At 50.1% G+C, this 20,256-nt stretch carries 18 protein-coding genes; 16 read left to right on the forward strand and 2 right to left on the reverse strand.

Going from position 1 to position 20,256, the window contains the following annotated elements; translation table 11 throughout:
• Positions 1-222: 222 nt before the first annotated feature.
• Complete coding sequence (locus tag FC99_RS02075) at positions 223-486, reverse strand: hypothetical protein (RefSeq protein ID WP_048733008.1); 264 nt, start codon at positions 484-486, stop codon at positions 223-225.
• Positions 487-614: 128 nt separating this feature from the next.
• Positions 615-1,199, reverse strand: a complete 585-nt coding sequence (locus FC99_RS02080; RefSeq protein ID WP_048733006.1) for a hypothetical protein — start codon at positions 1,197-1,199, stop codon at positions 615-617.
• Positions 1,200-1,616: 417 nt separating this feature from the next.
• Here FC99_RS02080 and FC99_RS02085 point away from each other — a divergent pair, with 417 nt between their 5' ends.
• The 16 genes from FC99_RS02085 to FC99_RS02160 all read left to right on the forward strand — a co-directional run bounded on the left by FC99_RS02085 (position 1,617) and on the right by FC99_RS02160 (position 20,034).
• The gene (locus tag FC99_RS02085; RefSeq protein WP_048733005.1) at positions 1,617-1,883 is read left to right on the forward strand and encodes a hypothetical protein; all 267 of its coding nucleotides are present in this window, start codon (positions 1,617-1,619) and stop codon (positions 1,881-1,883) included.
• A 170-nt stretch (positions 1,884-2,053) separates the two neighbouring features.
• Complete coding sequence (locus FC99_RS02090; RefSeq protein ID WP_048733004.1) at positions 2,054-2,695, forward strand: SDR family oxidoreductase; 642 nt, start codon at positions 2,054-2,056, stop codon at positions 2,693-2,695.
• 1,377 nt (positions 2,696-4,072) lie between these two features.
• On the forward strand, positions 4,073-4,900 hold the full coding sequence (locus FC99_RS02095) for an alkaline phosphatase family protein (protein WP_235805847.1): 828 nt from the start codon (positions 4,073-4,075) through the stop codon (positions 4,898-4,900).
• A gap of 275 nt (positions 4,901-5,175) precedes the next feature.
• On the forward strand, positions 5,176-6,435 hold the full coding sequence (locus FC99_RS02100; RefSeq protein ID WP_048733002.1) for a NupC/NupG family nucleoside CNT transporter: 1,260 nt from the start codon (positions 5,176-5,178) through the stop codon (positions 6,433-6,435).
• Between the two features lie 282 nt (positions 6,436-6,717).
• Positions 6,718-8,031 carry an NCS2 family permease gene (locus tag FC99_RS02105; RefSeq protein ID WP_048733001.1) on the forward strand — a complete coding sequence of 438 codons (1,314 nt, stop codon included), beginning with the start codon at positions 6,718-6,720 and terminating at the stop codon, positions 8,029-8,031.
• Between the two features lie 81 nt (positions 8,032-8,112).
• Entirely contained in the window at positions 8,113-9,027 is a 915-nt protein-coding gene (gene rihC, locus FC99_RS02110; protein WP_048733000.1) for a ribonucleoside hydrolase RihC, read from the forward strand.
• A 700-nt stretch (positions 9,028-9,727) separates the two neighbouring features.
• On the forward strand, positions 9,728-10,609 hold the full coding sequence (locus FC99_RS02115) for a metallophosphoesterase family protein (protein WP_048732998.1): 882 nt from the start codon (positions 9,728-9,730) through the stop codon (positions 10,607-10,609).
• A gap of 638 nt (positions 10,610-11,247) precedes the next feature.
• Positions 11,248-11,976 carry a 16S rRNA (guanine(527)-N(7))-methyltransferase RsmG gene (gene rsmG / locus FC99_RS02120; RefSeq protein ID WP_048732997.1) on the forward strand — a complete coding sequence of 243 codons (729 nt, stop codon included), beginning with the start codon at positions 11,248-11,250 and terminating at the stop codon, positions 11,974-11,976.
• 19 nt (positions 11,977-11,995) lie between these two features.
• Entirely contained in the window at positions 11,996-12,829 is an 834-nt protein-coding gene (gene noc / locus FC99_RS02125) for a nucleoid occlusion protein (RefSeq protein WP_048732995.1), read from the forward strand.
• A gap of 14 nt (positions 12,830-12,843) precedes the next feature.
• Positions 12,844-13,611: a ParA family protein gene (locus tag FC99_RS02130; RefSeq protein WP_048732994.1), complete on the forward strand. Its 768-nt coding sequence runs from the start codon at positions 12,844-12,846 to the stop codon at positions 13,609-13,611.
• A complete protein-coding gene (locus FC99_RS02135) occupies positions 13,601-14,482 on the forward strand; it encodes a ParB/RepB/Spo0J family partition protein (protein WP_048732993.1) in 882 nt (293 codons plus the stop codon). Before FC99_RS02130 ends, FC99_RS02135 begins: the two co-directional genes overlap by 11 nt.
• Before the next feature lie 32 nt (positions 14,483-14,514).
• Entirely contained in the window at positions 14,515-14,709 is a 195-nt protein-coding gene (locus FC99_RS02140) for a DUF951 domain-containing protein (RefSeq protein WP_048732991.1), read from the forward strand.
• An 18-nt stretch (positions 14,710-14,727) separates the two neighbouring features.
• The gene (ychF, locus tag FC99_RS02145) at positions 14,728-15,828 is read left to right on the forward strand and encodes a redox-regulated ATPase YchF (protein ID WP_048732990.1); all 1,101 of its coding nucleotides are present in this window, start codon (positions 14,728-14,730) and stop codon (positions 15,826-15,828) included.
• Positions 15,829-15,843: 15 nt separating this feature from the next.
• The gene (locus tag FC99_RS02150) at positions 15,844-16,569 is read left to right on the forward strand and encodes a DUF1129 domain-containing protein (RefSeq protein WP_048732988.1); all 726 of its coding nucleotides are present in this window, start codon (positions 15,844-15,846) and stop codon (positions 16,567-16,569) included.
• A gap of 778 nt (positions 16,570-17,347) precedes the next feature.
• Positions 17,348-18,085, forward strand: coding sequence for a hypothetical protein (locus FC99_RS02155; protein WP_048732987.1), 738 nt, complete (start codon positions 17,348-17,350; stop codon positions 18,083-18,085).
• A gap of 302 nt (positions 18,086-18,387) precedes the next feature.
• Complete coding sequence (locus tag FC99_RS02160; RefSeq protein ID WP_048732985.1) at positions 18,388-20,034, forward strand: hypothetical protein; 1,647 nt, start codon at positions 18,388-18,390, stop codon at positions 20,032-20,034.
• The last annotated feature ends 222 nt before the right edge of the window (positions 20,035-20,256 follow it).

Below are 20,256 nucleotides of genomic sequence, written 5' to 3' on the forward strand. Positions count from 1 at the left end.
CCTTGGAGACTCGGCTCTTTCGAGGCTTCAAGTTGTGTTCGCACCGATCCAGCCCATATCTGCCGGCCGGCAAGGCGAAGGACCCACCAGGTTGCCTAGTTTTAGTCTCATTGTTGCTGCTGGAACGGGCATGATTGGTGTTTTAGAACTTTCAACCTTTAATTAATAACAAAAAAATCAGCATCCACAAAGGGACACTGATCAATTAAACCATTATAAGAATTATTCAGCCGCTTCAAGTGGTTCTTCGTCGACTGGTTCTTTCAGGGGCTTACCTGCGGCGTCGACTAGTTGTAGCTCGCTTTGCCGGATGACAACCAGGTCGCCGAATGAATCGATCTTATCGGTTTCCTTCTTGTTCAGTTGTTTAGGCTCAACTTTAACTAGTGCGGAGTGTTCGTAGATTTTGGTGATCATGCCGTAAAAAGAATCAGAAAAGAGTTCCGTTTTTTCACAAAACACCCGGTTATTTTCGTGCAATGCCATAAGCAATCGTCCCCCATAAAAGTAATTTATAACAGAGTAAAGGTCGAGTGCCTAAAAGTCAAGGAAAATCCGTGAAAAACGGTAAAATGGTTAAAAGAATTCGCTAATTAGTTAATAAGTTACCGATATTAATGCCGCAACTGGTCAATTCGCGATTGCGTGGTGAAGGTCTGTAAGAGCTCGGCTTGCTTAGCGACTTGTGCAGAAAAATTCGTTAGGAAGTCCAACTCGAGGTCGGTCAAGGGGCGTTGTTGCTGAGCGGCGGTCAATAGGGCGTTCAGGTCGTCGCTTAATTGCTGGTTGCTGGCTTGAATTCGCGTGAAAGCAGCGGTCGCCAGTAAGCCAGTAGCGGCTGGTACACTTGCTGGTGCTGGTTTGGCCACGGCCGGTGTCGGCGTCACAGCGACGGTTGTGGCAGCCGGCGTTCTAACGGGTGCGGTTGTGTTAGCGTCAAAATAGTAATAGACTTCGCGGGGCTTCAACGCAGCCTTCTTGATGCGCCGGTCGATCGACGGTGCGGCGGAGACGGCGCCCATGACGACTGAGGACGCAAAGCCTAGGGCACCCAACATTTGGCGGAGTTTGACTGCCCGAATGCCGCGGATGCCGGGGAACTTGGTTGCCGAAACGACTTCTGTTTCTTGGTCGTCCTGTAACCACGTGATGATTTGTTGCCGAATCTTTGCTGCCTGACTGTTCTTGGTGTTTGCCATGTCAGTGCCTCCATTGCATTAATTATTATCCAATTAATAATTGAATCTTCTAGTTATTAATATTGCGGCATTTCTCCTAGAAGTGCAAGGCAAAACCTCCAGAAAGTATTTAAAATTCGGTGAGTTTTGGTCGGCCCTAATTTTTTCTAAGCAAGTATGGTACAATCAAAGTACATAGAGGACTTAATTCTGGTGATACCAAACGTAACGTGGTTTGGTGAGGCTGACATCACTGTGCGCATTTTTAGCTGATCATGGGTTTAACGGACCGTGGTTGTCGAAAGTCGCGGCGGTTGCCCTAAATCTTTGATCGCTTAAATGACGATATTGAGGAAGGGACGCGCTGGCGGCTCTTCCTTTTTGTTTCAATTTGCCACGCACCAGTAAAAGTTTTAATCAATTTAGGAGTGAACAATTTTGCATATATTTAGAGATGAAAACGGGATTCGCCTGGTCGTTTCCCACCAACTCGGACACTACGCCGTTCGGTTTGCGGATTATGCGCCAGAACAAGAATTCGTCAACTACGAACTCACGCGTGACCGGCATGGCCGTTATCATCTGACCATTGAGAAGACGAACCTGACCGAACTCGACCAACCTGTTTTCAAACAGGAATTGGTCTTCGGTGACTTGGGTGACAGCTTGACCCCAATCAAGGGCGTCACGTTGATGTTAATCTAACGACTGAAGCACTGTGGCAATTGCCGTGGTGCTTTTTGTTTTGGCCACAAATGGCGGCGTACCAGCCTTAAGCCCCCTAAGTAGTGATAGGATGAGACCGTTTGACTTGCTAAATGTAACTATGAGTATTACAGTATAACCGTAAACTAAAACGAAACGAGGGATTTTACATGACAAATGTTGTAATTTTAGGTGCCAACGGAAAGATTGCCAAGTTAGCCACGATTCAGTTGCTAGAAAATTCGGAGAACCACTTAACGTTGTTCCTCCGTAATGCCCAGCGATTAGCCAATGCCGCTAGTGATCGCGTGAATGTTGTTGACGGCGATGCTAGCAAATCAGCCGACATTGAAGCGGCCATTAAGGGTGCGGACATTGTCTACGCCAACTTAGCTGGCCACAATATCGAAGCCGAAGCTAAGGCCGTTGTTACCGCCATGGACGCGGCTCAGGTCAAGCGGTTGATCTGGATCTCCACGCTAGGCATTTACGATGAAGTACCGGGCAAGTACGGCGAGTGGAACCATTCCATGCTGGATGGTGGCTACTTGGAGACGTATGCGGCCGCTGCCAAGGTGATCGAAGCGTCCAATCTGGATTACACGATCATCCGGCCAGCCTGGCTCACGAATCACGATGAGGTGTCCTACGAGACCACGCAGAAGGGTGAGGCCTTCAAGGGGACCGAAGTCTCGCGGAAGAGTATTGCAACGCTGGTGGCCAGCCTGATTGCCGACCCAACGCAAGCCGTCCGTGAGTCCCTAGGGGTCAACAAGCCGAATACCGCTGGTGACAAGCCGGCTTGGTATTAAAATAAGTTTAAAAATTTTTCTTCCTATAAATGCCTAAACTCCGGCATTCGGTCGTTACCTCTACTGGACTGCCCGGACAAAAAGGGTGCAATTCGAGCCGTTTCGCGGTATAACTATGGTGTGCGTGAGAAGAACTCCGCATAGGCTCGGGGGAGTAAAACCTTAATTTTGGAATCAATTTTACTACGCTCATTCTGTGAAACTTTTCCTCCAAACAAGAACCCATGGATTTGCCGGAAATTGATTCATACGTTGCGGAAATATCGTTAGCGGTCGTTCATCGCCGGCGGTATTTTTTTTGCGTAAAACTTGCGACAGGGGACAAAACCGCGGTATGAGTGAGCTTGGGCCAGTGACCTTACCGCGGATGATAAATATGTTCAAAAATGAGCAAAAAAGTTTAGTATTTCTATTGCAAACGCTTACAGCTCATGGTACTATTATGTTGCGGAAAGGAATTAAGGGTTGTGATTCAAAGCTCCAGTTAATCTAGTTGATGCAATGTTAATGAAACCAATTTCCGTTTTAAGCGTAAGTTAGGTTTTACTAGTAAGTAGCACCGAGAAACTGAAAGATGTATGACAACTCCGATAAACCTTCTAACGAACTCTGGTAAGATTCAAGTATCAGGTTTCTGGTAACAAGACAATTGAATAGTGTTTTAGCTTAGTGCTTCACGTAAGCATACTTGTTTTAAGACTTGTAAACAGTTCCAGGTAGTAGCTAGAGCTCGGATGTTGCGTTAGCATGGTCGCACAAGGATTTCAAAAAGAATCGTTAAAGTGTCGATCGGTTGAGGTAATGAAGGAATTAAGATTTTGGAAACGTGCTGAAACGACAGTCTGAAATTACTCAGAATGAATAAACGGCTGTGTCAGTCAGTGGGAATATCTAGTTATGAGGCGATTAAGAATTAAAATGATTACGAAACGGAAATTTAGTAATCACAACCTCCTTTCCGAGAGTTAGCGGACTTCAAGTGAGTTGTCATCCCATACTTGAAGCCCGTTTTTATGACGTAAGGAGCCTTAGTCGTTCGGGTCAGTCACCGCATTTGCTAAATTGAATAAGGTTAGGTTATGAACCGTTTGGTCACCGCCAAAGTGAGCTGGTAGGGCTACCAGCAACCGTTTAGGGGGTGGCCAACGGGAACTATTTTTCAAGGTAAATCCTTTTAGCAAAAGAAACTGGAAATTCGGTTGCTGACGGACAGGCTAGTAGTTTGACAACCATTAACACCCACAATGTTCGGAAATAGACTTTTTACGATTTTCTTAAATCGGGCATTTACAGGCCGGTTCGGAAAAGGTATATTATTACTAGACCGAAAAAATATTGGGGACGTTCAATTTCTGATATTGACCTAAGGAGTGAGAAATGGTGGCCTTTCATCGCATCTTCGTGATCGATTTTGCTAGCTTGGGTCTGGGGGAAGCCCCGGACGCAAACCGCTTTCAATCGGTAGGCGCCGACACGTTGGGTCATGTGGCGGTTAGTTGGGCTGATAAACTAAATCTTCCAACATTACAGCAGTTAGGTCTTGGTAATATTCGGATTGACCATCCATTGCCCGGGATTGCCCCCGTGGACGCCCCAACCGGCTTCTTCGGCCGCCTGCACGTGAGCGCGCAGACCAATCGACGGGCAACGGGACTTCGTGAGATGTGGGACTATAATGGTGCCACCCGCACGGAGAGCGTCTTCGATACCTTACCGGCTGCTGGCTACACGGTCACTGTCGCTGGACCGTTTCTGAGTTACTTGGAAACCCAGTCCTTGGCAGAACGGGTTCAGTTGGGAGACAACAAGGATGCATTTCGTATCCTATATGATCGGCTTTCTCAGCCAGCCTCTGGATTGACCTACGTGTTGCTGCCGGAATTTCGTTTCGCCGGTGAGCATCAGAATACACAAGCATTTGGGGAAGCGTTGATGCTAGCGGATCGTTATTTGGCACAGTTCATGCACGACATGGGCGCCAATGACTTGCTAGTGATTACCGCGACCCACGCCGATGACCCGACCATGGCCGTCACACCGACGCGCGAGTATTTGCCGTTACTGGCTTACTCCCCGTCGCGACCGAGTACCCACGCATTGGGCATTCGGCGGACGTTAGCCGATGTCGGTGCAACGGTCTTGGAAAACTTCGGTTTAGCGGGACACGCGGCCGGACATAGCTTTTTAAATGAAATTACGCAATAGGACTTAACCTTGAAAGGGGGTGGGCAAGCATCAGTCTCAGGGGGTAACCGTTGGGTTGCAAAGGTCAGCGCACATCAGGAACCGATTCATCAATTATTCACCGCTTAATTTCACCATTCCCTGGTGGCCGCTGAAATCCAACTGTTACGAACTGTTATCGTTCGTTCGTAACAGAAGTTATGCGTTACATAATTTCTGCATCAACATCGTGTCAACTTTTGTATGGAAAACGTCTATACATCAAAGAATAATATCGGAAAGAGGTATTTTGACCAATGCTAGTCGCAGTCAATATTTTAGGGGTAATTGTTTACCTCGCAATCGCTTTCTTGTTCTCGAAGAACAAGAAGAAAATCAACTGGAAGTCAACTGCCATTGTCTTAGTTCTTAACTTGATCTTGGCTTGGTTCTTCACTAGTTTCTCACTCGGGCAAGACATCGTTAAGGGTGCCGCCGATGGGTTCAACTGGTTAGTTCAAGTGGCTTACCAAGGTATCGTCTTCGCCTTACCTAACTGGGTAACGCCTGACTATGGTGGTACTGCTAAGTCAATGAACTTCGTTACCAGTTCATTGCTACCAATCTTATTAGTTGTTCCAATGTTCGATATCTTGACTTACATCGGGATTCTTCCTTGGATCATCAAGTGGGTTGGTCGTGGCCTTTCCTTCATTACTGGCCAACCTAAGTTCGAATCATTCTTCTCTGTTGAAATGATGTTCTTAGGTAACACTGAAGCCTTAGCCGTTTCACAATTACAATTAAAGAGCATGCGTAAGGAACGTAACTTGACCCTTGCCATGATGTCGATGTCATGTATCACTGCCTCCATTCTGGGTGCATATACCCAAATGGTTCCTGGTCAATTCGTGTTGACGGCCGTTCCAATTAACATCTTGAACGCCATCATCGTGACCAACATGTTGAACCCTGTCGAAGTTACTCCTGAAGAAGACACCATTGCCAAAATCGGTGGGTCTAACTCAGCTGCTGCTGAAGACGGCGAAGTTGAAGACGACGGCAAGAAGGAACCATTCTTCTCATTCTTGGGTGACTCTATCTTGGGTGCCGGCCGTCTGATCTTAATCATTGCTGCTAACGTTATCGCCTTCGTTGCCTTAGCTGCCTTGATCGACAAGTTGCTTGGTTTGTTCAACCCATGGTTATCCTTGGAACACATCTTAGGGATCATCATGTTCCCATTTGCTTGGTTAATGGGTCTGAACGTCCACGACGCATTCGGCTTTGCACAGTACATGGGTACTAAGCTGGTTACGAATGAATTCGTTGTTATGGGTAAGATTTCTTCAACCATCAACACCGGTGCATTCTCTAATCACTACCGTGCCATCTTGACTGTCTTCTTGACTTCATTCGCTAACTTCTCAACTACTGGGATGATTATCGGTTGTTTCAAGGGTATCGTCGACCGCGAAAACAACGAACTTATTTCTAAGAACGTTGGTTACATGTTACTTTCCGGGATCTTGGTTTCCTTACTTTCTGCCGGGATCGTTGGTTTGTTCGTTTGGTAAAATGAGTGCTCGCGGGTAACTGTGAGTTTTAAAATTGATAGCCCAGGGGCGTTCGCTTCCTGGGCTATCTGTGTCAAAAAATGCGGAACTGCCTCAGATTGGGGTGGGCCGCGATGGCCACTTCTACTGGTGGCTTGCGGCTGACGGGATAACCCGTTCGGTCCGTACGGGTGCCGACCTTCCTTAGGGAGTGAAACCCAGCCGGGTGTTTGAGACCATCCGGTTGCAAAGCCCGTGAAGTCTGTGCGTCGAGAATTGACGCACCGAAAGATAGGGATTTTTATGGATAAGCAACAAACGCAGGTGGACTTAGCCAATGGTATGACGCTAAGAGAAGCGCTGCGACATAAGGATGTCGTCCGCAACGAACTGATCGCAGGTGTGACTGGCTTCTTCGCCATTTCATACATTATCATCGTGAACCCGCTGATTCTTAAAGACGCCGGGATTCCGACCGATTTAAGTGTCTTTGCCACCATCTTTTCGTCCGTGATTGGCTGTTTGATTATGGCTTTCTGGGCGAACGCACCGGTCATCTTGACTCCCGGAATGGGCGTCAACGCCTTCTTCACGTACACAATCGTCGTGAACATGGGCTTGAGCTGGCAGGAAGCGTTAGGAATTGCGGCGGTCGCCAGTTTCATTTACATGCTGATCGCCTTCACCAAGATTTCGACGATTCTTTCCGAGGCCATTCCGGAGTCGCTAAAGAGTGGAATAACCGCGGGGATTGGGCTCTTCCTGGTCGAAATTGGCCTGGAGAAAGCGGGCCTGATCGTTGCCGGGAAGTCCTCCTTGATCGTCTTGGGCGACTTGACGAAGCCCACCCCGTTGCTAGCGCTCTTTGGATTAGTTCTCAGTTTGATTCTGTTTTTACGGAAGATTAAGGGGAACTTCTTCATTGGCATTATTGCAACGAGTCTCCTGGCCTTCTTCTTGGGGGTCAAAGATTCAGACACGCCGAACGTTGATTTGGCGCGGTTGGGTCAATATCACGAGATCGTCTTCAAAAACGACTTCTCCAACTGGCTAACGACGCCTTTTATCTTAGCTGCGTTCTCGATGACCATGATCTTGGTCTTTGAGTCGATGGGGCTATTACAGGGACTGTTGCCTGACCAGAAGAAGTTCAAGAAGACTTTTGAGGGGAGTTCGGTGACCACGTTCTTGTCGAGCTTCTTAGGGACCAGTCCTACTGTGGCTGCTGCCGAAAGTGCCTCGGGGATCGAAAGTGGGGGCCGGACCGGGATTATGGCGTTAACTGCCGCGGTTCTGTTCGCGCTGTCACTGATCTTCGTGCCACTGCTGGCATACGTGCCGTCCGCTGCCATTGCGCCCGTGATTATTATTACCGGGGCGTTGATGATGGCTGCCATTGGCAACATTAAGATGGCTGATTTCTCTGAATGGTTCCCAGCGTTTCTGATCATTGTGCTGATTCCGTTCACGAACAGTATTTCGACCGGGTTAGCGTTTGGTTTCGTTTGCTACCCGATTATGAAGCTGGCTTTGGGTAAAGGTAAAGAACTATCCTGGCCGGTGTACTTGTTAGGCGTTTTGTTCCTACTCGACTTGGTCTTCAGTGCCATGCTCTAGTGGGAGCTTGACCCAGGGTTAAACGTAAGCGGTTACTGACCGCACTAAAAATTGAATTCATTTCATTGGGAGGAAATTAACATGACTATTAAAATTCTTATGGATACAGACCCAGGTATTGACGATGCAGCTGCTTTGACGATGGCAATCAACGACCCTAACATCGACTTGAAGTTGATCACGACGGTTGCTGGTAACGTTACTGTCGACAAGACCACCATCAACGCCTTGAAGATCGTTCGTTTCTTCAACCAAGACATTCCAGTTGCTGCTGGTGCTGAACAACCATTGTTCAAGGACTTCGAAGACGCAGCCCGGATCCACGGTGCCTCAGGGATGCCTGGTTACGAATTCCCAACTGATTTGCCAAAGCCATTACACAAGACGGCCGTCGAAGCCTTACATGATGAAATCATGGCTAGTTCCGACCCAATCACGTTGGTTCCAACCGGTTCATACACGAACATCGCGTTGCTCTTCTCAGAATACCCAGAAGTTAAGAGCCACATCGACCGGATCGTTGCCATGGGTGGTGCTTTAGGTAAGGGTAACATGACCAGTGCCGCTGAATTCAACGTCTTCACCGACCCAGATGCAGCCGCTATCGTTTACAAGTCTGGTATTCCAATCGTGATGGTTGGCCTGGACATTACCATGAAGGCCCTCCTGACTCACGAAAGCATTCAAGAATTGCCAAAGATCAGCGAAACCGGGAAGATGCTGCATGACATCATCATTAACGATGGTGACAACAGCGACAGTGGTATCGCTATGCATGACGTGAACACCATCTTCTACCTACTTCACCCAGAAGCAATCAAGACGGAAGACATGTGGATCGACGTTGTGACTGATGGCCCAGCTATCGGTGAAACTGTTGGTGATATTCGTGGTGCTTACCATGATGGCAAGACCAACGCCAAGGTTTCTGTCGACATCGACGCCGCAGCCTTCAACAAGTGGTTCCTTGAAGAAGTTCGGGCCATTAAGAACTAGGCACGCGCGTAAGCTGTAAAATTTTAAATAAAGTCGTCCTCACTGGTGATGGTGGGGGCGACTTTTTGGTTGCGGATTGGTCGGATAACTTTAAAAGCTGGTCGACTCATTAGAATCTACAAACCGCATGAATACTGAGGTATGGATGAGTCTGTCAACTGTGTAAAGAAACCTTTACAAGTTCTGGAGCATTTTTATACAGAAATAACACATGGACTTGCTATTATGAGGATATATCAAGGGGAAGAGGATGATCGTATGTCTGCCATGGATACGGATACGTTGATCTTACTTATTATTACTTGGTTACCGATGTTATGGTTTTCCCGACCACCTAAGCATCCATAATGAATCCTCTGGTAGGCCGAACTGTGATTCGGTTACTAGGGACGGTTGAAATAGCGTTGCGGTTCCGCTGGGGGCTGCGGCGCTATTTTGTTTGGAAACGTATGCGCGGGGTGCCAGCTGACAAGAGTCTTCAATGCTTTTGTAAGTCGTACATGTCAGAGAACGGCTGGTCATGTTGATAGCCTCCTTGCTCACCCTTTGCGGAAACTTTACAAGATGTTGACGTAGACCACACCAATAATTTACAAAACTTCGCTATGCTAGAACTAACTTAGTGATAGTAGGGTTTAACTGTCGCCGGGTGGACCGTTCCCGGGGACCATGAGTCTATTTTGATGGGGGCAACGGGGGCATGAATAAGTTTACAATTGTTCATTTATCAGATCCGCAATTAACGGCACCGGCGCAGTCACCGCAGTATCATCAACAGATCGCGCCGATTGCTAAATTACAACGTATTTTTGACGACATCGTGACCCATCAGGTAGAACCAGATCTGATTGTGGTGAGTGGTGACCTTTTACAGGGCGGCACTAGCGCTGACTATGCGCGACTTCATGCTTACTTTCAACAGCAAGCACAGCGAGTCGGCGCACCCGTGCAGGTGATTCTGGGGGATCAGGATGACCGCGAAGCCTTCAATATTGGGTATTTAGAGCAAAAACATCAGCCCTATTATGCCTACAAACAAGTTTATCAAAACATGGACTTTTACTTTTTGGATTCTAAATGGGAACCGAATAAAGAGGCCGGTTGGTTAGAGCGTGAACAGCTTGATTGGCTTAATAAGAATCTCCACTTGGCGCCACGGCGACGGGCATTTATTTTTCTCCACCATCCGTTGGATACACCGGCGCTACGAGGGATGCGTTACGCCATTCTTCAAAATAACCGGGAGCTGTTGGCGATTCTGCACGGGCACAACATTGGCGGAATTTTTACTGGCCATCTTCACTTTGGCGCGAGTTACTTGGTGGACAATTCGATTCCGGTAACCAGCGTGGGGTCGGCAACGACCTACATCGACTGTCAGGACCTACACCGCCACGAAGTTCACGACGGGGTGAGCTATAATATCATCACCATCCAACGGGGGATGGCCAGCGTCACCACCCACCCGCTCTTTCTCGGTCAGCCGGTAATCGATACAATCACCATTGGTAACACCGGCTTCGCCAAACACCGTCCCAGGCTAACGGGCCAGCACCGTGCCAGCGATGGCGTTCCATTCTGAAATTGATAAGTCACGCCATGGTCACCGGTTCATAATCGGTGGCGATGGCGTTTTTTTTAATTCAGTTAGGCACCGAATTCTTGAGCGTGATTGTGATAATTCTGATGAAAAGGTAATACTACGATTAGCAAATCCAGCGATACATAAGTCAGTGAGATGAGTACCCTAACTTAGACTATAGAACACACCTAGTGGTCAACATTTGTTATGGCGAAGATCAATCGGAGCCGGAGGAGGCCAGAATGTAGCCGGCCGTGGAAATGGCGTTAATCGGGGTTCTTTCCGACTTACACCATGGGCGACTTTGAAGACGCGTGCTTTTCGCGGCTTCAAAGTCGAGCGAGAAGCCCGTCCCCCAGGCTGAAGCGTCCCCACAGCCGGCGGAATCCCTGGCAGCCGGAGTGTGGTCACTCCGATACAATCTTGAACAGTTTTGCCTACATCTAATTTAACTCCGGAATAAGCGTTTCATGTGACGCCGGTTTTCGGTATAATAGGAAACGACGTCACAACGAAAACAATCGCACCCCGAAGGTCACAACCCGTGGTGGTTCGGTTGCGTTTCGCTAGTAAGTAAGGTAAAGTATAATCAAACGTGAAACAATTGTGTTTCACAGAAGTGAACTGGGAGAGTGTGTATGAATCCAGAAGAGTTTCGTGCCGCGCTAGCCACGCAGGGCATCCAATTAACCACAACGCAGGAACAACAATTCGCTGACTATTATCATTTCCTAGTTGCGACCAATGAACATGTTAATTTAACCACGATTACCGCGGAGCCCGATGTCTACTTGAAGCATTTCTACGACTCGTTGACCCCCGCTTTTTACGTGCCCGCTATGCGCACAGAGCCACTCAGCATCTGTGATGTGGGCGCCGGGGCCGGGTTCCCGTCATTACCGCTCAAAATCGTTTTTCCACAGCTTCAGGTGACCATCGTCGATTCATTAAACAAGCGCATCACGTTCTTAAATGATCTCGCCGCCAAGCTCAATTTGACCGGGGTGGCCTTCCATCATGCTCGCGCTGAAGAATTCGGTGGCAAGCGGGCCACAACTCGTGAGAGCTATGACCTCGTCTTGGCCCGTGCTGTGGCCCGCATGTCCGTGTTGAGCGAACTGTGCCTGCCACTCACCAAGGTCGGCGGTCAATTCGTTGCCTTAAAGGCCTCGCAAACGGAAAATGAGCTGGCGGTCAGTCAGACGGCTATCACCACTCTGGGCGGGGAGCTCAAAGCGGATGAAGCCTTCAACCTACCAGTGTCCAACGATCCACGACACATCGTGGTCATCGACAAAGTACGCAAGACGCCCAAGCGGTATCCGCGTAAAGCCGGCACACCCAACCGGGAGCCGTTAGAAGATTAATGGGATGGGGGTAAGCTAATTGCCATTTTCATTATTTGGAAATAATCGGGAAAAGGCCACGCAACCGGCCCATCCTGTGAAACAAAATGTGGTGATGATTCCGGTCGCCCAGATCATTCCGAACCGCTTCCAACCACGGCAACGGTTTGACCCGACCGCCATTGCGGAGTTGGCGCAGACCATTGAAGAACATGGCCTCCTACAACCCATCGTGTTACGGGAGTACGAGCCAGACCACTACGAGATCATTGCCGGTGAACGGCGATTCCGGGCCATTTCCAGTCTTAAATGGGAAACGGTACCCGCCATCATCGAGGCCATGAACGACGACGAAACGGCGTCTATGGCATTGATCGAAAACCTCCAACGTGAAGAGCTATCCGCTGTTGAAGAGGCGCACGCCTACCGCCAATTGATGGACCTGAACCACATGACGCAGGCCCAACTGGCCGAGGGCATTGGCAAGAGCCAAGGATTCGTGGCCAATAAGCTGCGGCTCCTCAAACTCAGTGAACCGGTGCGCAACGCCATTTTGAACCGTCAAATCAGCGAACGGCATGGCCGCGCATTGCTGGCAGTGCCAGCGGAGCAACAGGCCGAATTCGTCAAAAAGATCGTTAACGATAAATTGACGGTCAAGGAGACCGAAGCGCTGATCACCAAGCAACAGAAACCAAAGAAACACCGGCGAAAAGTCACCAAGCACGGTGTCTCTGGCGATACCCGCGTGGCCGTGAACACGATTCGACAGTCGGTCAAAATGGTGACCGACGCCGGAATGGCGCTGACCACGAAGGAAGAAGAGACCCCAACCGGTTATCGAATTACAATTGACATTCCAAAAGAAAGCTAGAGGTGAAACGACATATGGGCTATATCATTGCTTTAGCCAACCAAAAGGGCGGCGTGGGTAAAACCACGACCGGCGTTAACCTGGGGGCTGCATTGGCGAGTGCCGGCAAACAAGTTTTGTTGGTCGATACCGATGCCCAAGGGAACGCAACCAGTGGGGTTGGTATTCAAAAGGCCACCATTGAACGGGAAGTTTACGACGTTTTGGTCAACGAGACGCCGATTCAAGAGGCCATTTTACACACGGAGCACCCGGGATTGGATATCGTTCCCGCAACGATCCAGCTTTCCGGTGCTGAAATTGAGTTAACGCCAATGATGGCGCGGGAAACGCGGTTGAAGGATGCGTTGGATGACGTTCGTGACAACTACGACTACATCCTGATCGACTGTCCGCCTTCGTTGGGCTTACTGACGATCAACGCGTTCACGGCCGCCGACTCCATTTTGATTCCCGTTCAGAGCGAATACTACGCGCTGGAAGGGCTGACGCAATTGTTGAACACGGTCAAGTTGGTTCAGAAGCACTTTAACCGCGACCTGAAGATCGAAGGCGTGCTGTTGACGTTGTACGACGCCCGCACGAACCTTGGCAAGCAGGTCAACGAAGAAGTGAAGAAGTATTTCCAAAACAAGGTTTACGCCACGATTATTCCGCGCAACGTTCAGTTAGCGGAGGCACCGAGTCACGGCATGCCGATCATTGATTATGCGCCGAAGTCTAAGGGCGCCGAAGTTTACACCGAACTCGCAAAGGAAGTGCTAGCTGCCCATGGCAAGTAAGAAAGAGAAAAGTTTAGGTCGGGGAATTGATGCGCTGTTTGCTGAAAATGGCGTGGACGCCGGTGAAGAGACCGTCGTTGACTTGACGTTGGCTGACATTCGGCCCAACCCTTATCAACCCCGGCAGAAGTTTGATACCAAGGGGTTGAACGATCTTGCGGCTTCCATTGAGAAGACCGGGGTCTTTCAACCGATCATCGTCCGTCAACCTGACAAACAGATTCAACGTTACGAGATTCTTGCTGGCGAACGGCGTTTCCGGGCGTCTAAGATTGCCGGAAAGAGTACCATTCCGGGCATTATCCGGGAGGTTACTGAAGAACAAATGATGGAAATTGCGGTCCTAGAAAACTTGCAACGAGAAGACCTGACCCCTTTGGAAGAAGCCGAAGCGTACGATACGTTAATGACCAAGTTGACGTTGACTCAGGCGCAGGTTTCCGAACGCTTAGGGAAGAGCCGGCCGTACATCGCTAACTATCTGCGGTTGCTCGGCCTACCCAAAGCCGTCAAGGACATGCTCCAACGCAACGAATTGTCCATGGGCCAAGCGCGGACGTTGCTTTCCTTGAAGGACAAGACTAAGTTGGTCGCCCTAGCGAAGCGCGCCGTCAGCGAAGGCATGACCGTCCGGGCCGTTGAAGCCGAGGTCAACAAGCTCAATGGTGCCGCTAAGAAACTCGCCAAGAAGCCAGCCAAGAAGAAGTCTCCATTCCTGCGGTCGACCGAAAATCAATTACAGGAACGGTTTGGGACTCAGGTTTCCATCAATGAAGGCAACAAGGATCATCAAGGCCATATTGAGATCGAATACCTGTCAAACGATGATTTAAACCGGATCTTGGACTTGCTGAATATCCAGTCGGACTAGGACCGACCGTCAGCCCCGAAGGAGGACCTGCCATGTATGATTTAGGTGATTTGGTTGAAATGAAGAAGCCGCACCCTTGTGGCACGAACCGCTGGGAGATTACCCGGATGGGTGCGGACATCAAGATTAAGTGTACGAATTGCGGGCACGTGGTCATGCTGTCGCGCCGCGAATTTGAGAAGAAATTAAAAAAGGTATTGGTGCACCAAGCCGATGCCGATAAATAGAAAGAGTGAATAATTGCTATGTCATTAACTGCAGGAATCGTTGGTCTGCCGAACGTCGGCAAGTCAACTCTATTTAACGCGATTACCAAGGCCGGTGCCGAAATGGCGAACTATCCTTTCGCCACGATCGACCCCAACGTCGGGATGGTTGAAGTCCCAGACAGTCGCTTGGACCGGATTCAAGCTTTGATTCCAGCCAAGAAGGTCGTCCCAACGACGTTTGAATTTACCGACATTGCCGGGATCGTTAAGGGTGCCAGCAAGGGTGAAGGTCTAGGGAACCAATTTCTGGAAAACATTCGCCAAGTTGACGCCATCGTCCACGTTGTACGGGCGTTTGATGACGATAACATCACCCACGTTTCCGGTAAGATCGATCCCATCGACGACATCGAGACCATCAACTTGGAACTCGGATTGTCCGACCTAGAAGCCGTTAACAAGCGGTTGACGAAGGTTGAACGGGCTGCCAAGGGGAGCGACAAGGAAGCCAAGGCCGAATTAGCCGTCTTGGAAAAGATCAAGCCAGTCCTCGAAAAGGGTGGCGCTGTGCGGTCCATCGACTTTGACGAAGACGAAGCCCCAATCGTAAAGGGCCTCTTCCTGTTGACGTCCAAGCCGGTGCTGTACGTGGCCAACATTGCTGAAGACGACATGGCTGATCCCGAAGACTCCAAGTATTTTGGGGCCATCAAGGACTACGCCGCTAAGGAAGGCGCCGAAGCCATTGCCGTTGCCGCCGAAGCCGAAGAAGAAATTGCCCAGTTGGATGACGACGAAAAGCAAGACTTCCTGGAAGCCGAAGGGGTTGAAGAACCTGGTTTGAACCGCCTGATTCGGGCCTCATACCACCTCTTAGGCCTGCAAACGTTCTTTACGGCCGGTGGTAAGGAAACTCGTGCGTGGACGTTTAAGACCGGTACCAAGGCCCCACAAGCAGCCGGAATCATTCACTCCGACTTCGAACGTGGGTTTATCCGCGCTGAAGTGATGGCCTTTGATGATTTAGACCAATACGAATCCGAAGCCGCCGTTAAGGAAGCCGGCAAGCTGCGGGTCGAAGGTAAAGATTACGTGATGGAAGACGGCGACATCGTCGAATTCCGCTTCAACGTTTAGAAGGGAAACAGATAAATGAGTGATAACAAAAAGCAACCGCGTAACGCGGGCGTTCACCAAAAACGCAATGACGTTGCGGCGAACGAACGGGCGGTCTTCGACAACGTTGGGTTAACCAAGCGAAATGCCGATTACATGTTCCGTTTCAACCGGGCCTTAGACAAGACTAAGCTTTCGCCCGAAAAGAAGGCTGAAGCCGTTCAAAACATGGTCAATGAACTGGTCGAAAGCCAAAAGAGTGGGAAGACCGCCAAGAACCTGTACGGCGACATCGACGGTCAAGTTAAATTGATCGTGGAAGGCCCACAACATCCCGATGCCGTCATCGGGGGACCGGACTACTGGCCAAACATGGCGTACAACGCCTTGACGTTCTTCATGATCTTTAACTTGATGTTTGGGCTGATGTACCTCTTCAGTCCGAAGTTGTTGGAGACTAGCAGCCCAGTTGGGATTACGGCGATCTTGGTCAGTGCCCTGGTTGCCGGCTTCATCTTGCCGATCATGCCACGGATGTTCGATCCTAAGATCAAGCACAAGTACAACGGCTGGATTCGCGCGCTGTTCGTCCTGTTAGGGTTCGTGGTCTGGATGTTGCTGTTCTACGCAGCCCAACTCCTGCCACCAATCATCAACCCCGTCATCGGTGCTTGGCCAAGTATCATTCTTGGCGTCTTAGCCATCGTAGCCATGTTCTTGATGCGTCGTCGCTACCCAATTCGTGGGGGCTTCTTCGGATAAACCGTTGTCATGGTCGTCTCCGGCTGGCGGGAACTCCACCCTGTGAGGCAGACCTGGGGCCTGTGAAGCGGTCCCCAGGGCGACTTGAAGCCTCAAAAGCGAGTCTTCAAGCTCGGCCTCTCCTCTAAGGCTGAGAAAACCGCTCAGTCTAAGAGGACCGACACGGGGTTCCGTTCCCGCCAGCCTACGACTTGGGTTGGTTTGACCCACCTTTAAATTTAAGATATTGGGCATCGTCTGGATTCTTCTTTTTTGGAGAATTCTGACGATGCCCTTTTTGAATGGCGTTGTAATGATGAGTTAGAGCTCATGTTAACTGGCGGCTGGTGCTTCCGTGAAAGATACCGACTGCTTTTGGCCGCCGATAGCCGCAGAAAAACCGGCTTCGCACACTGACCATCACCTGGCCACAAGGTCCGCCCCAGCAACCGTTCAGCCGGTTAGGTGGTGAGTGGATTAGGCCGCCTAGATTCAAGCTTTACGGGGACTTTGGTTAGGTTAGGCATACAAGTCAAAATTTCATCCGCGGTTAAATTTGGTAACTCTATACATAGAATGAATATAGAAGGCTTGGCAGTAGGCGGCAATTGCCAGAGTTGACTTGCTATCTAGCCGAGTACGACAAATATTTATGCAGACCGCTATTTCCAAAAATTAACTTGTTTATGAAAGGAGCCATCTTGACCCGGTTTAGCCACGGACCTATGATGCCAGCAAGTAGTCAAGTTCCTCAGTAATTTGACGAAAAACTATCATAATCTGTGGGGAGGATTTTTGTATGAAGCGTATTTTTGGGTATGTTTTAGGGTTAGTCGCTGCACTGTCAACGGCCGGCGTCATTGCGACTTCGGCGAACGCTGACGGCGGTAGCGCCAACGCCTTGAGCGGTAGCGGCAGTGGTGCTGTCAGTGCCGTGGTCGACTCAACTAGTGGGTCTGTCGCACCTGCTGACAGTAGTTCTGCGACCGTCGCTGAGAGTGGTGGCCGGACAGCTCCAGCCACTGACGCGACGAGTTCGAGCAGTACCGCCGATTCCACGGCCAGCAGTACGCCAGCAACCGATACCAACGATGATACCGGTGCGGGCACGATGACTGACAACGGTGGTGCCGTTACCGACACGACTGACAGTAGTACGGCTAGCTCGACCGCAACGTCAACGTCTGCTTCAACGACAACGCCAAGTAAGCCAATGAAGCCAGCTAAGAAACCAGCGAAGAAGCCGGGTAAGAAGGTAGCAGCTTCCAAGAAGCTCCGCGGGCGTAAGCACTATGTTCGTTACAGCCGCACGCTCCTGTTCCAAAAGGGCCGGAAGGGTGCTGTCGTTACCCTGTTGACCAACAAGGGCAAGAAGGTTTTGACTTTCAAGGTTAAGAAGACTGGTCGCTTCGAGATCAAGTTGACCAAGAAGGAAGCCGACAAGTTGGCTGCTAAGAAGGCGAAATACTTCAAGTTTGCTGTGGCGGAAAAGGGCTACAAGACTTACACGGTTCGCTACACCATCTACAAGAAGTAGTCGTTACGACAGGGAAACGTTGAATCTGGGATGGATAGCACGTTTTCCACTCGTAATAATGGCCCGTCAAGTTAATTCTTGAATTGGCAGTAGCCAAGCTTGGCGGCCCTATCAGTGAGGCAGGAACGGCCTGAAACCTCTGCTAGATGCGGGGACTTTAGGGCTATTTCTCAATGTGAAGTTTGATGCCGACCGGTGATGAATTTTACGAAAATCAAGATTTGAGAAGACGTGGCGGGGACCACGTCTTTTCTTATACCCACAGATTGATTGTTTACGAAACAAATTAAGGAGGGGCACCTATGAGAGGATTAGGCCAAAAATTACGGAGCCGCGACGCCCAGCACCTCGGACTACTGGCCATCGTTGGGACGTTTATCATGTTGTTTTGTTCGTACACGTCGCCAGCATTTTACGTGGACGATTCGCCGGACAACAACGCATTTTTTACAGTGGGGAAGGCAATGATGAACGGCATCGTGCCCTATAAGGATATTTTTGAGCAGAAGGGGCCCTACGTGTATTTCCTACACGGCCTGGCGTATCTGGTGTCGGCACGCAGCTTTATTCTAATTTTTGGCTACGAGGTGCTCACACTGGTTGCGGCGATGTACCTGACGTATCGACTGGGAAAATTGTTGCGGTTGGCGCCGCTGCCGGCCTTGTTAGTGGCGTTGCTGTCACCAATGCTGTTTCTGTATCACCCGTACTACGATTACGGCGATACGGTTGAGTTCTTCACGCTGCCATTCTTGCTATCACTGATTTATCTGCTGGTGCTGCTGGATCGGCACAATTTTCATGCTAGCCACTGGTGGTACTTCGCGCAGGGCGCGCTGGTCGGCGTGGTCCTGCTGTCGAAATACACGTTGCTGGGGGCCTGGATCATGTTCTATCTGGCCCTAGGCGTGTACTTTCTGGTGCACAAGCGCTGGCGGGATTTGGGCAAATTGGTTGGCTGGAGTGCCGTGGGGTTCGTGATGACGACGGGGCCGTGGCTGGTCTACTTTTTGCTGACCAAGTCGCTGGGCGCGTTCATTAAGGTCTACTTCCTGTTCAACACGCACGTTTACCTCACGTCGTCGGTCGCCTTCTTCGCTAACCTGATCCAGTCGACGTCGATTCTAGCGCAATTTTACTTAAGCAACATTCTCTTCTTCCTGTTGGGCGTCTTGGGCACGCTGGCAATTTTATTTCAGCCGGCAGTCTTCCATCACCATTTCACACGGGGACTCTACGTGGCGGTTGGTCTGGCAAGTGCGTTGCTGGCGTTATACGGGTACCAGTCGGGGGCGGTCTACCAGTATTATGAATTGGTTTATTTTGCCTTTTTCGTGCTGCCATTGGTCTATTTCGGTCAAGTATTCTTCAAGCGCGTGCCGTTGCCAAATGGGGATGAGCCGTTTGCCATCCTGGGAACGTTGGCGTTGAGTCTGTTTCTAGTCCTGGGGGTCAACAACAATGTGACCGACTCACGGGTGTTCCCGAACAACGCGTCGATCACGGAGGAGGCGACCACTAAGCCGCAACAGCCCGCGCAGGTCGTCTTTGGCAAACTCATGCGGCAACGGACGCCCGTCGACCAGAAGCTGACGTTGTTAAATTATGGGTCGATCGACATGGGCTTCTACACCACGTCGGGTGCGGTGCCGTCGACGTACTATTTTCAAAATTATAATATTACGCAGTCGGCCGATCCCCAGATTCTGCGTGACCAGACTAACGTGATCAAGCATCATCAGGTCGAATGGGTCGTACTCAATACGCCAGCTGGCAAGTCCATCAAGCAGTGGCAGGGAGGCAGTGGCCGCATCACCAGTGGGAATCTGAACCCGGGGACGGCCAAGCTGGCGAAGACGCTGGACCGTAACTACCGTGCCATCGCGTACCACACCCAGCTCTTCGAGGGCACCAACGTCACCTACTGGCTGTTTCAAAAGAAAATGTAGTCCGGCTTCGGCTGGCAGGAACGCCACCCTGTGAGGTCGTAACCGCTACGCCAGTCACGTACGCCGTCCGGTGGGGACCGGCCGCAGCCTGAGGAGCGGTCTGTGGCCTCGGCTTGAAGCCTCAGGAAGCGAGTCTCCAAGCCGTCCCATGCTGTAAGTCAGCAAAAATGAAGTGCAAGTAAAATGTTAGACACTTTTCTGACCTATGCAACTAGCATCTTC

The organism is Levilactobacillus koreensis JCM 16448 (genome assembly GCF_001435525.1).
GTDB classification, from domain to species: Bacteria; Bacillota; Bacilli; order Lactobacillales; family Lactobacillaceae; genus Levilactobacillus; species Levilactobacillus koreensis.